The sequence below is a fragment of the Streptomyces varsoviensis genome (genome assembly GCF_000718635.1).
GTDB classification, from domain to species: Bacteria; Actinomycetota; Actinomycetes; order Streptomycetales; family Streptomycetaceae; genus Streptomyces; species Streptomyces varsoviensis.
Genome location: NZ_JOBF01000002.1, coordinates 354,837 through 369,312, shown reverse-complemented (window position 1 = coordinate 369,312; position 14,476 = coordinate 354,837). Strand labels below are relative to the sequence as shown.

Annotated in this window: 14 protein-coding genes; 11 read left to right on the top strand and 3 right to left on the bottom strand. The window is 74.3% G+C overall.

The annotated features are described in order from the left end of the window. Positions 1-30: 30 nt before the first annotated feature. Positions 31-690, top strand: coding sequence for a GNAT family N-acetyltransferase (locus IF55_RS04170; protein WP_030874277.1), 660 nt, complete (start codon positions 31-33; stop codon positions 688-690). 44 nt (positions 691-734) lie between these two features. Here IF55_RS04170 and IF55_RS04165 read toward each other — a convergent pair whose 3' ends face one another. Then, the gene (locus IF55_RS04165; protein WP_078643578.1) at positions 735-2,030 is read right to left on the bottom strand and encodes an FAD-dependent monooxygenase; all 1,296 of its coding nucleotides are present in this window, start codon (positions 2,028-2,030) and stop codon (positions 735-737) included. Between the two features lie 105 nt (positions 2,031-2,135). Between IF55_RS04165 and IF55_RS04160 the strand changes: the two genes are divergently transcribed. Continuing rightward, on the top strand, positions 2,136-2,936 hold the full coding sequence (locus IF55_RS04160; RefSeq protein ID WP_342668264.1) for a TetR/AcrR family transcriptional regulator: 801 nt from the start codon (positions 2,136-2,138) through the stop codon (positions 2,934-2,936). Between the two features lie 213 nt (positions 2,937-3,149). Here IF55_RS04160 and IF55_RS04155 read toward each other — a convergent pair whose 3' ends face one another. Continuing rightward, positions 3,150-3,584 (bottom strand): ATP-binding protein, encoded by a 435-nt coding sequence (locus tag IF55_RS04155; RefSeq protein WP_030874283.1) that lies wholly within the window; start codon positions 3,582-3,584, stop codon positions 3,150-3,152. Between the two features lie 222 nt (positions 3,585-3,806). Between IF55_RS04155 and IF55_RS04150 the strand changes: the two genes are divergently transcribed. Then, positions 3,807-4,676 carry a helix-turn-helix domain-containing protein gene (locus IF55_RS04150; RefSeq protein WP_030874285.1) on the top strand — a complete coding sequence of 290 codons (870 nt, stop codon included), beginning with the start codon at positions 3,807-3,809 and terminating at the stop codon, positions 4,674-4,676. A 9-nt stretch (positions 4,677-4,685) separates the two neighbouring features. Further along, positions 4,686-4,910 (top strand): DUF397 domain-containing protein, encoded by a 225-nt coding sequence (locus IF55_RS04145; protein WP_030874286.1) that lies wholly within the window; start codon positions 4,686-4,688, stop codon positions 4,908-4,910. A 113-nt stretch (positions 4,911-5,023) separates the two neighbouring features. Here IF55_RS04145 and IF55_RS04140 read toward each other — a convergent pair whose 3' ends face one another. Further along, on the bottom strand, positions 5,024-6,166 hold the full coding sequence (locus IF55_RS04140; RefSeq protein ID WP_030874289.1) for an 8-amino-7-oxononanoate synthase: 1,143 nt from the start codon (positions 6,164-6,166) through the stop codon (positions 5,024-5,026). Positions 6,167-6,314: 148 nt separating this feature from the next. On the opposite strand from IF55_RS04140, the gene bioB reads away from it, so the two are divergent. From bioB to IF55_RS04105, 7 genes are all read left to right on the top strand, one after another. Beyond that, positions 6,315-7,571, top strand: a complete 1,257-nt coding sequence (gene bioB / locus IF55_RS04135) for a biotin synthase BioB (protein WP_030874291.1) — start codon at positions 6,315-6,317, stop codon at positions 7,569-7,571. Then, complete coding sequence (locus IF55_RS04130) at positions 7,564-8,868, top strand: adenosylmethionine--8-amino-7-oxononanoate transaminase (protein ID WP_030874293.1); 1,305 nt, start codon at positions 7,564-7,566, stop codon at positions 8,866-8,868. The genes bioB and IF55_RS04130 overlap by 8 nt, the downstream gene beginning before the upstream one ends. 47 nt (positions 8,869-8,915) lie before the next feature. Continuing rightward, the gene (gene bioD / locus IF55_RS04125) at positions 8,916-9,629 is read left to right on the top strand and encodes a dethiobiotin synthase (protein ID WP_030874297.1); all 714 of its coding nucleotides are present in this window, start codon (positions 8,916-8,918) and stop codon (positions 9,627-9,629) included. Between the two features lie 328 nt (positions 9,630-9,957). Then, a complete protein-coding gene (locus IF55_RS04120; protein WP_030874299.1) occupies positions 9,958-10,635 on the top strand; it encodes a class I SAM-dependent methyltransferase in 678 nt (225 codons plus the stop codon). Between the two features lie 232 nt (positions 10,636-10,867). Continuing rightward, positions 10,868-11,812 carry an SAM-dependent methyltransferase gene (locus IF55_RS04115; RefSeq protein WP_037962311.1) on the top strand — a complete coding sequence of 315 codons (945 nt, stop codon included), beginning with the start codon at positions 10,868-10,870 and terminating at the stop codon, positions 11,810-11,812. Between the two features lie 198 nt (positions 11,813-12,010). After that, positions 12,011-13,438, top strand: a complete 1,428-nt coding sequence (locus tag IF55_RS04110; RefSeq protein ID WP_078643576.1) for a hemolysin family protein — start codon at positions 12,011-12,013, stop codon at positions 13,436-13,438. Next, positions 13,435-14,454 carry a hemolysin family protein gene (locus tag IF55_RS04105; protein WP_030874306.1) on the top strand — a complete coding sequence of 340 codons (1,020 nt, stop codon included), beginning with the start codon at positions 13,435-13,437 and terminating at the stop codon, positions 14,452-14,454. Before IF55_RS04110 ends, IF55_RS04105 begins: the two co-directional genes overlap by 4 nt. Positions 14,455-14,476: the final 22 nt, after the last annotated feature.

Genomic DNA, 14,476 nt, shown 5'->3' with positions numbered 1-14,476 from the left:
CCCCATGCCGTTTCCCGGTCCGGGGGTGGGATGAACCCGCTCGCCTCGTTGCTCACCGACCTGGCGAAGGGGGTCTTCCCGCCCTCCGACGGCCGCGTCGACGTCGTGCCGCAGCCCTCGCGCCGGGACTGCGGGGTCCTCGCGGTGACGGGTCACACCGTGGTCTTCGCCGACACCGAGGCCGACTGGGTGCGGGGCCGGCTGCCGCCGGGAGACCTCTCCGCCCCGCTCAACCCGCCCTTTCTGACCGCCCTGTGCGCCCGGATGGGCCGGACGGTGGACAACATCGACCTGCTCGCCGTCGCCCCGGCCCTCCCCGGTCCGCCTCCGCTCGCGACCGCGCTCGCTCCCGCGCGCGACCGCGATCACCCGCGGATCGTACGGGCGTTACGCCACCGGGATGACGTTCGGGCGTGGACGCATCCCGGCGGCACGGTCCTGCTCGGCCGCGGCGTCGCGGGGCGCTGGGAGTTGGCCGTCGAGGTGGACCCGCGAGCCCGGGGCACCGGCCTCGGGCGGCGACTCGCGACGGCCGCGCGCCATCTGGTCCCGGGCGGCGAGCCCTTGTGGGCCCAGGTCGCGCCGGGCAACGCGGCGAGCGTACGGGCCCTGCTCGCGGCCGGGTTCGCGCCGGTGGGCGCGGAGGCGCTACTGGTGACGGGAGGGGAGGGCGAGGACGACGTGGGCTGACCTCGCGTCACCGCCCGCTGTCGGCGGTCGCCCCGCGATCAGCATCACGGCGCCTCGTCGCGGTGGGACGACCGTACGGGCCGGTCCGCCCCGGCGACGGAACCGGCGGTGGAACCGGCGGTGGAACCGGCGACGGCCGCTCCGGTCATGTCGGCCGCGTCGAAGGCGGAGTAGTCGGGCAGGGCCACGGTGCTGACCTCGCGCCCTTGCCGCAGCATCCAGTTCAGGAAGAAGGGCCGGGAGAGCAGTGCGTTGCGCATCCGCAGCCGGGCGGCGGTGGCGGGGGCGAGGAACGGCCCGGTGCGGTCGCCGCCCTTCTGACAGCCCCGCGCGTAGTCGCGCAGCATGGACTCGTAGCGGCTGAAGGCCGTGACGTGGTCGCCTGCGGCGCGGGCCAGCTCGCCGGCGAGCACGTAGGCGGCGACGATCGCGGTTCCCGTGCCCATGCCGCCGATGGTGGCGCCGCACGCGGCATCGCCCACGAGCGCTACGCGCCCCTTGGACCAGCGGTCCACGTCCGCGCGGCTGATGGAGTCGAAGTACAGCTCGGGGGCGTGACGCAGGGAGTCGAGCAGGCGGGGCACCTCCCAGCCGAGTCCGGCGAAGGCGTCGGCGACGAGCCGCTTGTGCTGTTCGGGGTCCTGGCGGTCATAGGTCGACTCCGGCGCGGCGAAGACGAAGAACGCCCCGGCCCGTTCGGGGTCGCGGTGGCCCACGCCGACGGAGGCGAGGCGGCCGGGCGCGTTGTAGCCGATGGAGCCGCGTGCCAGGCCGAGGTGGTTGGGGAGTTGCCAGGTGGCGGCGTAGTGGCCGAGGTGTCGGACGTACTGCCGCTCGGGGCCGAAGGCGAGCGCGCGGACGTTGGAGTGGAGCCCGTCCGCGCCGATGACGAGGTCGTACGTGCGCGGGGCAGCGTGCCGGAAGGTGACCCGCACCCCGGCGGGGGTCTCGGCGAGGCCGGTGATCGAGTCGCCGAAGCGGTACGCGGTGCGGGGCAGGCTGCGTTCGTACAGCATCCGGGCCAGGTCTCCCCGAGGTATCTCCACGTCGCCGCCCATGAACTCGGCGGGCAGGGAGAGGAGTTCGCGGCCTGCGGCGTCGACGAAGCGGATGGGGCTGCCGCCGGTCCCGAGGCGGCGCAGCTCGGGCAGGACGCCCATGCGGTCGAGGACGGTCAGGTGCGTTTCGCCGCGGAAGTCGACGGCCTGGCCGCCGCCGCGCGGGGCGTCGGCGAGTTCGACGACGGTGGGTTCGAAGCCGTAGCGCGCGAGCCAGTAGGCCAGCGCCGGGCCGGCGACACCGGCGCCGGAAATGAGGATGTTCCGGGTCGTGGAGGTCATGGGAGTCCCTGTTCAGTCAACTGTGTCCAGCGGACACTAAAAGCATTGCGTACGCTAGACACAGTTGGCTGGTTTCGGCAAGGCGGCGAGGACGGAGTGGCGCGAGTGAGGGGCGAGAAGGGCGAGAAGAGCGAGAAGAACGAAGGGCCTGAGGGAGCGGCGGGGCCGGCGGAGGCCGTGGGGGTGGCGGCGGGGAACGACGCCGTACGGCTGCTGTGGGGGCCGCGCCCCAAGCCGGGGCGCGGACCGAAGCCGGGGCTCGACTTGGACCGCATCGCGCACGCCGGGATCAAGATCGCGGACGCCGAGGGGCTGGGCGGCGTGTCGATGCAGCGGGCCGCCGCGCTGCTGGGCGTCACCAAGATGGCGCTCTATCGGTACGTACCCGGAAAGGCCGAGGTCATCGCCCTGATGGTGGACGCGGCGATCGGCCGGCCACCGGAGCAGGACGCCGCCGGGGCGACGGCTCCGGGCTGGCGGGAAGAGCTCGACGGCTGGGCCCGCCGGCTGTTCGACGTCTTCCGGCTGCATCCGTGGCTCCTGGAGGCCACCGTCGGGCCGCGCGTCATGGGCCCCGCCGAGCTGGGCTGGATGGAACAGGCCGTGTCCGCGCTGGACGGCACGGGGCTCACCGGCGCCGAGCGGATGGACGCGGCCGTCCTGCTCACCGGACATGTGCGTGCCATCGCCCAGCAGGCCCGCGCGGCGGCCCCGACGAGCGGGACCGAGGCTCAGTTGGGGGCCGTGCTGGGCGCACTGCTGGCCGAGCACGGCGGGCGCTTCCCGGCGCTCACCGCCGCGCTCGACTCGACGCGGGAGACCGGCGGGCAGGACGAGGCGTGGGAGTTCGGGCTCCGGCGCATCCTGGACGGCCTGGCCGTCCTCATCGACCAGCGCCCGGCCTGACGACGGACCGCCGCCGGCGGGGCGCTCTCACCGGCCGTCGGCTGGTCACTCTCCCCAGACTGCCGCCCGGGCGCCCTCACCGACCGCCACCCGCCCGTCCTCGTCGACGGACGCCCCGGCCGGACGAGCGGCCTCCGGCGTGCGCCCGGGTCCGGCCTCCCCTTCCTCCGCGGCGCCTGCCCCGGCATCGCGCCCGCCGTTCACCAGCGGCCGTCACCGGCCGCCGCCCGGCCCGGCCCATGGCACGTCGATCGCTACGGTCTTGCCGCCCTCGGTTGTCGGCGTGACGGCCAGGGCTCCGCCGAGTTCCTTGGTGAGGGTGCGGACGATGACCATGCCGCGGCCGTTGTCCTGCTGGACGGCGGCCGGGAGCCGCCGGGGCCAGCGCGGGTGGCTGTCGGTGACCCCGACGCGCATCCGTTCGCCCCGGTCGAGCTGGACGGCCACCGTGAAGACGGGCGACCGGCCCGACGTGTGCTGCACCACGTTGGTGGCGAGTTCGGAGACGATCAGCCGCACGGTGTCGACCGTCTCGGCACCCTCCGGCAGCCCCCATTCGGCGAGCACGCGCGCCACGAACTTCCGGGCCGCGGAGACCGAGCCGGGCACGCTCGGCAGAACGACGGAAGCTTCCTGCAGATCTGCCATGGCGACCTTGTCCCTTTCCCACCAGGCCGGCTGTCGAGGCGTTGCGCAGTGGTGTGAGCGGCCCCGGTCGGCTCTTCGCGACAGAGTGCCATCGATTGTGTCGACCCTGCGGCAATCCCGCCGGGCATGCATATATCTGTCGCTCAAAGCGGTGAACTCTGCTACGGAAGACCGCATTTGCGCGCCACACTGACGCATTGACGTCGAGTGAAAGGAGTCGCCATGCCGAACGGTCCCGCGGTGCGCCGCCGCAAGCTGGGCGCGGAACTGCGGCGGCAGCGCGAGACCGCCGGGCTCACGAGCCGTCAGGCCGCGACGGCCGTGGGCTGGCACCAGTCGAAAGTCAGCCGTATCGAGACCGGTCGCAGCGGCGTGAAACCCACCGACGTGGTGCGACTGCTGGACGCGTACGAGGTGGTGGACGCCGGCCGGCGCGCTCTGCTGGCGGCATTGTGCACCCCCGATGCCGTGGGCCGGCGGGGGACGCGGCACGACTGGTGGTACGCGTACGGCGACCTGTTGCCGGTCGGGTACCGGGACTTCATCTCGCTGGAGTCGGCGGCCTCGCTGGCGCGCACGCTGGAGACGACCGTGGTGCCGGGGCTGTTCCAGACGCCCGAGTACGCGCGCGCGGTCACCCGGGCGGCGCTGGGCGACCTGCCGGACGAGCAGGTCGAGGAGTTGGTGGCGGTGCGGCTCACCCGGCAGGCGGTGCTGCGCGGGGCGGCGCCGATGGGGGTGTGCGCGGTGCTCGACGAGGCGGCGCTGCGGCGCTCGGTGGGTGGGCCGGAGGTCATGGCGGGGCAGTTGCGGCGGTTGGTGGAGTTCGGCGCGCTCCCCCATGTGAGCCTTCATGTGCTGCCGTTCACTCATGGCGGGCACATCGGCATGAGCGGCCCTTTCGTTATTTTCTCTTTTTCGCCCATGGCCGATCTGGATGTGGTCGTTGTCGACCATTTGACGAGCAGCATCTACCTTGAGCGGACGGAGGACCTCCAGACGTACGGCACCGCGTTCGAAACCCTGCGGGCCCGCGCCCTGCCGCACGACGACTCACTGGAATTCATCGCCGCGATCAACGTCGGCGCGTAAGGAGGCACCATGTCCACCGCATCGTGTCCACTGTCCGGTGATCCGGCGCTGCGCGCCGCCGCCTGGCGTCGTAGCAGCCACAGCACCGGAACGAACAACTGCGTCGAGACCGCCGAACTCGGGTCCGGACTCCTCGCGCTGCGCGACTCGAAGGCCCCCACGGGCCCCGTCCTGCTGCTGTCCCCCGCCGCCTGGGGCTCCTTCGTCGAGGCCGTCCGCGCCGGCTCCCTCTGACGAACCCGGCGGCGCCGGCGGCCCGCCGGCCGCACCGACAGCACCGAGGGCGCCGGCGCCCGGCGAACCGGCGAACCGGCGAACCGGCGAACCGACAACGAGTTGACGCCCCGTCAAGCGAGCGGCGCGGTCCCCACGACCGTGGCGACCGCCCGCTCCACCTGCTGCTCCGTCAGGTCCGCCCGCGCGGTCAGCCGCAGCCGGGACACGCCGTCGGGCACCGACGGCGGCCGGAAGCACCCCACCGCGAGCCCCGCGCCGCGGCAGTCCGCCGCCCACCGCACCGCCGCCTCGGGCGACGGGGCCCGTACGGAGACGACCGCGGCCGACGGCCTCGGCGCCGCGAGCCCCGCCGCCGTCAGCCGCTCGTGCAGCTCGCCCGCGACCGTACGCGCCCGGGCCGCCCGCCCCGGCTCCCCGGCCAGCAGTTCCAGCCCGGCCAGCGCGGCCCCCGCGGCGGCCGGCGCGAGGCCGGTGTCGAAGATGAACGTACGGGCGGCGTTGACCAGTTGGTCGATGACCTTGGCCGGGCCCAGCACCGCGCCGCCCTGGCTGCCCAGCGACTTGGAGAGCGTGACCGTGGCGACCACGTCGCGGGCGCCCGCGAGCCCGGCCGCGTACGGGGCGCCGCGCCCGCCCGCGCCGAGCACGCCCAGCCCGTGGGCGTCGTCGACGAGCAGGGCCGCGCCGCGCTCGCGGCAGGCCGCGGCCAGCGCGGGCAGCGGCGCCGCGTCGCCGTCCACGGAGAAGACGGAGTCGGTGACGGCCAGCGCCGGGCCGCCGTGCGCGGCGAGCGCCGCGCGGACGGCGTCCGGGGCCGCGTGCGCGACGACCGCCGTCCGGGCCCGTGAGAGCCGGCAGCCGTCGATGAGCGAGGCGTGGTTGCCGGCGTCGGAGACGATGAGGGCGCCGGGGCCGGCGAGGGCGGTGACGGCGGCGAGGTTGGCGGCGTAGCCGCAGGAGAAGACGAGCGCGGCCTCGAATCCGCAGAACGCGCGGAGCCGGTCTTCGAGCCGCGCGTGCAGTTCGGTGGTGCCCGTGACGAGCCGGGAGCCGGTCGCTCCCGCGCCCCAGCGCCGCGCGGCGTCCGCCGCGGCCGCGGTGACCTCGGGGTGCCGGGCCAGCCCGAGGTAGTCGTTGCCCGCCAGATCGAGGAGCGGGCAGTCGGCGGGGCGCGGCCGCAGGGTCCGTACGAGCCCCGCCCGCCGTCGCCGGCGGTGCTGCGCGTCGATCCATTCGAACGGGTCCTGATGCATCGACCGTCCCTCGTCGTTCTGTGGGGTTCGCATAGAACGTAGCCCCGGCGATGCGGGGTCAAGGTGCGGCAATACACACACCTCGCTCGAAGGCTCTTGTAATCATCCTCCATAGTGCGAGATTCGGGCATGGGCCAGGATCGGCGGCATGGATCTTCTGCACACACTGGTGGCCAAGGGGCTGCGGCGCGAGCGGCCGACCCGTGAGGAAGCCCTCGCCGTCCTCGCGACCACCGACGACGAACTCCTCGACGTGGTGGCCGCGGCGGGCCGGGTGCGCCGCCACTGGTTCGGCCGCCGGGTGAAGCTCAACTACCTCGTCAACCTCAAGTCGGGGCTCTGCCCCGAGGACTGCTCGTACTGCTCGCAGCGGCTCGGCTCCCGGGCCGACATCCTCAAATACACCTGGCTGAAGCCCGAGGAGGCGTCGCGGGCCGCGGCCGCCGGGGTGGCGGGCGGCGCGAAGCGGGTCTGCCTGGTGGCCAGCGGGCGCGGCCCGACCGACCGGGACGTGGACCGCGTCTCGCGGACCATCGAGACCATCAAGGAACAGCACGCGGACGTCGAGATCTGCGCGTGCCTCGGGCTGCTCTCGCAGGGGCAGGCCGAACGGCTGCGGGCCGCCGGCGCGGACGCGTACAACCACAACCTCAACACCTCCGAGGCCGCGTACGGCGACATCTGCACCACCCATGACTTCTCCGACCGGGTCTCGACCGTCCAGCAGGCGCAGGCGGCGGGCCTCTCCGCGTGCTCCGGGCTGATCGCGGGCATGGGCGAGAGCGACGCGGACCTGGTGGACGTCGTCTTCGCGCTCCGCGAGCTGAACCCCGACTCGGTGCCCGTCAACTTCCTCATCCCGATGGAGGGGACGCCGCTCGCCGGGGAGTGGAACCTCACGCCGCGGCGCGCCCTGCGGGTGCTCGCCATGGTGCGGTTCGTCTGCCCGGACGCGGAGGTGCGCCTGGCCGGCGGGCGCGAAGTGCACCTGCGGAGTCTTCAGCCGCTCGCGCTGCACCTGGTCAACTCGGTCTTCCTGGGCGACTACCTGACCAGCGAGGGCCAGGAGGGCAGCGCCGACCTGGCGATGATCGCGGACGCGGGGTTCGAGGTGGAGGCCGCGGACACCACGACGCTGCCCGCGCACCGCGTCACCACGCTCGCCGAGCGCGCGGCGACCACGGCTTCCGCCGACGCCGAGGCCGAGGCCCGTACGGCACTTGACGTTCGTACGGGTCCCGACGCCCGTACGGCCGACGGCTCCCGTACGGCCCCTGACGCCGGGACGGGCCCTGACGCCGGTACCGACATCCCTGACGCCCGTACCGACGGCGCTGACGCCCGTACGGACCTCGTCGCGGTGCGCCGGCGGGGCGCGGGCACGGATCTGCCGCCCAATGCCTGAGCCGCTCGCCCCCGACCGGCTGCTGGAGCTGGACCGGCGGCACGTCTGGCACCCGTACGGGCCGATGCCGGGCCGCCAGGACCCGCTGGTCGTCGAGTCGGCGGCCGGGGTGCGGCTGCGGCTGGCCGAACCGGCCTGGGGAGCGGAGGAGCTGATCGACGGCATGTCGTCGTGGTGGTCCGCGATCCACGGCTACAACCACCCGGTGCTCAACGCGGCGGCCCGCGAACAGTTGGGGCGGATGAGCCATGTGATGTTCGGCGGGCTCACGCACGAGCCCGCCGTGCGGCTCGCCGCCCGGCTCGTGGAGACCACCCCGGCCGGGCTCGAACACGTCTTCCTCGCCGACTCCGGATCGGTGTCCGTCGAGGTCGCCGTGAAGATGTGCCTCCAGTACTGGCGCTCCGTCGGCAGGCCGCGCAAGCGGCGGCTGCTGACCTGGCGCGGCGGGTACCACGGGGACACCTGGCAGCCGATGTCCGTCTGCGACCCGGAGGGCGGCATGCACGGCCTGTGGCAGGGGGCGCTGCCCCGGCAGGTCTTCGCGGACGCGCCGCCGGCGGGGTTCGCCGCAGAGCCCGACGCCGGGTACGCGGACCGTCTGCGTGCCCTGATCGCGCGCCACGCCGACGAGTTGGCGGCGGTGATCGTCGAGCCGGTGGTGCAGGGGGCGGGCGGCATGCGCTTCCACTCCCCCGCGTATGTGCGGGTGCTGCGCGAGGCGTGCGACGAGCACGGCGTGCTGCTGGTGCTGGACGAGATCGCGACCGGCTTCGGCCGTACGGGACGGCTGTTCGCGGCGGAGCACGCCGGGGTCACGCCCGATGTGCTCTGCGTCGGCAAGGCGCTGACCGGCGGTTATCTGACGATGGCGGCCACGCTCTGCACGCCGCGCGTCGCCGAGGGCATCTCGCGGGGCGAGGTGCCGGTGCTCGCCCACGGGCCGACGTTCATGGCCAACCCGCTGGCCGCGGCCGTCGCCTCCGCCTCCGTCGAGCTGCTGCTGGCCCAGGACTGGCGGAGCGCGGTGGGGCGGATCGAGGCGGGCCTGCGCGCGGGCCTGGCACCGGCGGCGGAGCTGCCGGGCGTACGCGACGTGCGGGTGCTCGGCGCGATCGGCGTGGTCCAGCTCGACCACGAGGTGGACGTGGCGGCGGCCACCCGGGCGGCGGCCCGCGAAGGGGTGTGGCTGCGCCCGTTCCGGGATCTGCTCTACACCATGCCGCCGTACATCACCGACGAGCGGGACCTGGCCCGTATCGGCGCCGCGGTGTGCGCCGCCGCACAGGCCGCCTGACCGGTCGGCAGGAATGAAACAGCCGATGAATACGGGGGAGTTGAGCAATGTCGGTGCTGATCGTCACGGGGACGGGCACGGAGATCGGAAAGACCGTCACCACGGCGGCGGTGGCCGCCGCGGCGCTGGCTCGGGGCCGCTCGGTGGCCGTGCTCAAGCCCGCGCAGACGGGCGTGACGGCGGACGAGCCCGGGGATGTCGCGGAGGTCCGGCGGCTGGCGGGCCCGGTGACGGGGGTGGAGCTGGCCCGCTTCCCCGAGCCGCTGGCCCCGGCGACCGCGGCCCGCCGGGCGGGGCTTATGCCCGTACGCCCCGACGAGATCGGGCGGACGGCCCGCAAGCTGGCCGCCGAACACGACCTGGTGCTGGTGGAGGGGGCGGGCGGGCTGCTCGTACCGTTCGATGAATCAGGGGCCACCCTGGCCGACGCGGCGCGGCTGCTGGACGCGCCGCTCCTCGTCGTGGCACCCGCCGGGCTCGGCACGCTCAACGCGACGGCGCTGACGGCCGAGGCCCTGCGCTCGCGCGGCCTGCGCTGCCGCGGCGTGGTGATCGGCAGTTGGCCGGGCGACCCGGACCTCGCGGCCCGCTGCAATCTGGCCGACTTCCCGCGCGCCGCCGGCGCCCCGCTGCTGGGCGCCCTCCCCGAGCGGGCCGCCGCCCTCTCCCCCGCCGGCTTCCGCGCGGCGGCGGCCGGTTGGCTCGCCCCGGAACTGGGCGGGACGTGGGACGCGGGCCGGTTCGGGGCGGCGCAGGGCTGACGGTAGGGGCGTGGCGCGGGGATGGCGGCCGTACGGGCGTGTCGTAGGGGGCGACCGTACGGGCGTGTCGAAAGGGACGGCGGTCCTACGGGCGCGACGCCGGTCGGCCGTACGAGCGCGGTTCCGCTCGCGACGCCGGGGCCCACCGTACGGGCGCGGCGGCATGGCTGGGCCATGCGGGGTCGGCGGCACGGCTGAGCCGTACCGGTGCGCCGGGCTCCGGTCCGCGGCCCCGCTCAGCGGGCCGCCGGCGGCTGGAACGGGCGCGGCGGGGCAGAAACCCCGTACTGCCGTATCCACTGCTGTACTTACGGGGAAGGCCACCGCCATGACCGGGCGCACCAGGAAAATCCCACGCGATGCCGTGCACCACCCGCTCTTCGCGCGCGTCTACGAGAAGGTCGGTCCGATCGCCGACGAGCGGGCGGGGGTGGGCGCGCGGCGGCGGGAACTGCTGGCGGGCGTGTCCGGCCGGGTGATCGAGATCGGGGCGGGCAGCGGGCTGAACTTCGCGCACTACCCGGGGGCCGTCTCCGAGGTGGTGGCGATCGAGCCGGAGCGGCGGCTGCGACAGGCCGCGCTGCAGGCGGCGCGGCGGGCCGAGGTCCCGGTGGACGTGGTGCCGGGGGCGGCGGAGGCGCTGCCGGTCAAGAGCGAGGCGTTCGACGCGGCGGTCAGCTCGCTGGTGCTGTGTTCGGTGCGGGATGTGGAACGGTCCCTCGCCGAGCTGCTGCGCGTGCTGCGGCCGGGCGGTGAACTGCGGTTCTTCGAGCACGGGCGGGCGCCGGGCCGGGTGCAGGCGGCGGTGCAGCGCGCTGTGGACCGTACGGTGTGGCCGGTGCTGTTCGGCGGCTGCCACACCGCGCGGGACGTGCTGGCGTCGATCGAGGCGGCGGGTTTCGAGGTCGTCTCCCACCGGAGGCTGCGAGTGCCGGAGGGCAGTACCCGGATTCCCTCCTCGCCCTGCGTGCTGGGCAAGGCCAGGCGTCCGCCCCTCTTGGCGTGAACCTGCGGAGTGGGACGAGTTGACCCCTGTCCGGCGCCCGGACAGGCCCGAGGGTCGGCCCCGGGCAGCGGTCGGCAGCGCTCCAGACGTGATCGTTAGGATGCGTCACGAAGCCGTGGAGCGTGAGACCGGCGGCCGTCGCAACGTCCCTGTCTCGCACCCGATTTCGTGCCCGCCGGCCCCGTCGGCCGGACCGGGTCCGGGCCACGGCGCGGCGAGCAAAGGGTGAGGCATGAACGACGTCGAGCAGAGCGATCCGGTGGCCATACTGGAAGGACAGGTGTGGGCGCTGGCCGCGGTGGTCGCGACCTTGCGGGAAGCGGGTACGGGCTCGTTGGAGGAGGCTCTGGCGGCGGACCCGGCGCGTACCGCGGTGCTGGAGGCGGCCGGCGTGGTGCGACGGGACGGCGCGGAGGTGACCGCCGCCCCCGCGCTGCGGCTCGGTCCCGGCGCCGCCAACGCGGCGGCCGCCCGGCTCAGCTCGATGCGGCAGGCGGTCGCCGCCGCCGGTGGCGAGGCCGTGACGGGGTGGGCCGCGCAGAGCGACGACGTACTCCTCGACCAGGGGCGCGCCTCCGCGGGCACCGGGCACGCGCTCGCCACCCGCCTCGCGCCCGCTCTGCCGGGGCTCGCCGACCGGCTCGCCACCGCGGGCAGCCGGGTGCTGGACATCGGCACGGGGACCGGGGCGCTCGCCCTCGCGCTGGCGCAGGACCTGCCGCACGTCCACGTGACCGGGATCGACAAGCTGGAGCGGGCGGTCCGGCTGGCCCGCCGAGAGCTGGACAAGGCGGGCCCCGGAGCCGCCGACCGCGTGGAGGTGCGCCACCAGGACGCCGCCGAGCTGCGCGAACGGGACCGCTACGACCTGATCTGGCTGCCCGCGCCCTTCCTCTCCGACGACGCCTTGGACGCCTGCCTCCCGCGCGTGGCCGCCGCACTTACCGACGGGGGGTGGCTGGTGGCCGGCACCAACCCGGCACCGCGCGAGCCGCTGCTCGCCGCCGTCGCCGACTGGACCGCGGCGCGCAACGGCGGGAGCGCCCTGACCGCGCACCGGATGCGCCGGGCGCTGGACGACCTGGGGTTCCAGGACCTGCGCGAGATCCCCACGGTGCCCGGCGGCCCCGTACTCGTGGCCGGCCGCTGCCCCGATCGCGCCGGGTCCGGTTCGTAGCCGCCGCGCGGCCGGGCCATCGGGGTCTTTTGGCCCCCTGCCGTGCTTTGCCGGTCCTTTACCATGTATGAACCACTCAACGTCAACCTCTTGTGAAAGGTGTGAGCGTCCGTCCATGGGCGATCCCCCCAGTAGTCCTCATAGTCGATATCGAGCGATCCCTCCGCCCTTGCCCGATCATGGGACGGAGGTGAACCGATGACCGAAGTGATCCTCCTGGTGGTCGCCCTGCTGCTCACCCTCGCGTGCGCGGTGTTCGTGGCGGCCGAGTTCTCCCTGACCACGGTGGAGCGCAGCGAGCTGGAGCGGGCGGCCGAGCGGGGCGACCGCAAGGCCGAAGGCGCGCTCAAGGCCGTGCGCGGCCTCACCTTCCAGCTCTCCGGCGCTCAGCTCGGCATCACCGTCACCGGCCTGGTCATCGGCATGATCTCCAAGCCGTCCATCTCCGCGCTGCTCACCGGGCCGATGAAGGCGGCGGGCCTGCCGGCCTCCGCCGCCGCCTCCACCGCGCTCGTCCTGGGCACCGTGCTCTCCACGGTGATCCTGATGGTGGTCGGCGAGCTGGTGCCGAAGAACTGGGCGATCTCCCGGCCGCTGCCGGTCGCCCGGCGCGTCGCGGGGGCGCAGCGCGCATTCAGCTCCGTCTTCCGGCCGCTGATCAGGCACCTCAACAACTCCGCGAACCGCGTGCTGCACCGGATGGGCCTGGAGCCCGCCGAGGAGCTGGCCTCCGCGCGCGGCCCGCGCGAGCTGATAGCGCTCGCCCGGCACTCCGCCAAGGAGGGCGCGCTGGAGGCGGACACCGCCGAGCTGTTCGTACGGACGCTGAACCTCGCCGATCTCACGGCGGAGAACGTCATGACGCCGCGCGTCCAGGTGATGGCGCTCGACATCCAGGCCACCGCCGAGGACGTCGCCAACGCGACGCGGGCCACCGGCCTGTCGCGCTTCCCGGTGTACCGGGGCAGCCTGGACACGGTCGTGGGCGTCGCGCACATCAAGGACGTGCTGGCCGTGCCCGCCGAGCGGCGGCCCCGCCACCCGGTGGCGTCGCTGCTGCGCGAACCCCTGCTCGTACCGGAGTCGCTGACCGTGGACCGGCTGCTGGACCGGATCTCCGCGAAGCGGAGCATGGCGGTCGTCATCGACGAGTACGGCGGCACGGCGGGGGTCGTCACGCTGGAGGACATCGTCGAGGAGGTCGTGGGCGAGGTTCGCGACGAGCACGACCCCGACGAGACGCCCGACCTGGTCCCGGCGGGCACGGACGCCGAGGGGCGCGAGCTGTACGACGCGGACGGCGCGGCCCGTACCGACCAGCTCCAGGCGATCGGGCTGCGCGCGCCGGACGGCCCGTACGAGACCCTCGCCGGGCTGGTCGCCACCGAGCTGGGGCGCATCCCGGCGGCGGGCGACACCGTCGAGTCGGCGGGCTGGCAGATCGAGGTCGTGGACGCCACCGGCCGCCGGGCGGCCCGCGTACGGCTGACGGCGCCGGTGCCCGGCGCCGACGACGAGGACGAGCACGCGCAGGCGCACGACAACAAGAGCAACCCGAATAACAAGCACGACAAGAGCGGTAAGCGCGTCAAGAACGACAAGAACGACAAAGGGGTCGGCCGGTGACCGCGGTGCAACTGCTGATCGGCCTGGCGACGCTGGTCGTCAACGCGTTCTTCGTCGGGGCCGAGTTCGCGCTGATCTCGGTGCGGCGCAGCCAGATCGAGCCGCGCGCCGAGGACGGCGACCGGCGGGCGCGCAGCGTCCTGTGGGGGCTGCGGCATGTGTCGGCGCTGATGGCGGCGGCGCAGCTCGGCATCACGCTGTGCACGCTGATCCTCGGTGTGGTGGCCGAACCGGCCATCGCGCACCTGGTGGAGCCGGTCTTCCACGCCGTCGGCGTGCCGGACGGGCTGACGCATCCGGTCTCGTTCATCCTCGCGCTGGCCGTGGCGACGTATCTGCACATGCTCTTCGGGGAGATGGTGCCGAAGAACATCGCGCTCGCGGAGCCGGTCCGTACGGCGCTGCTGCTCGGGCCGCCGCTGGTGGGTCTGGCGCGCGCCCTGCGCCCGGCGATCTTCGCGATCAACGCCTTCGCCAACGGGCTGCTCAAGCTGTTGCGCGTGGAGCCTAAGGGCGAGGTGCCGGCCACCTTCTCGGACGACGAGCTGGCCCGTATGGTCGCCGACTCCAGCGAGGCCGGGCTGCTGGACGACCGGGCCACCGAACGGCTGCGGGACGCGCTGGAGCTGGGCCGCCGTCCGGTGAAGGACGTGGTGCTGCCGGTGGAGCGGGTGGTGTCCGCGCGGATCGGGGTGACACCCGAGGAATTGGAGCGGCTGTCGGCCGAGTCGGGCTTCTCGCGGTTCCCGGTGATCGACGCGGGCGGCCGCATCCTGGGCTATCTGCATGTGAAGGACGCGCTCGACGCGAAACCGCGCGACCTGCCGCTGCCCGTCGACCGGGTGCGCCCCATCGCGCGGGTACGGGCCGCGACGCCGCTGGACGACGTGATCACGGCGATGAGCAGCACGGGCACGCACATCGCCGCCGTCATCGGCGACCAGGGGCGGCTGGCCGGCCTCGTCACGATGGAGGACGTCCTGCGCGAGCTGGTCGGCCGACCGCCGTCGGTGTGACGGCGGGTGGGGTGGGGCGGGG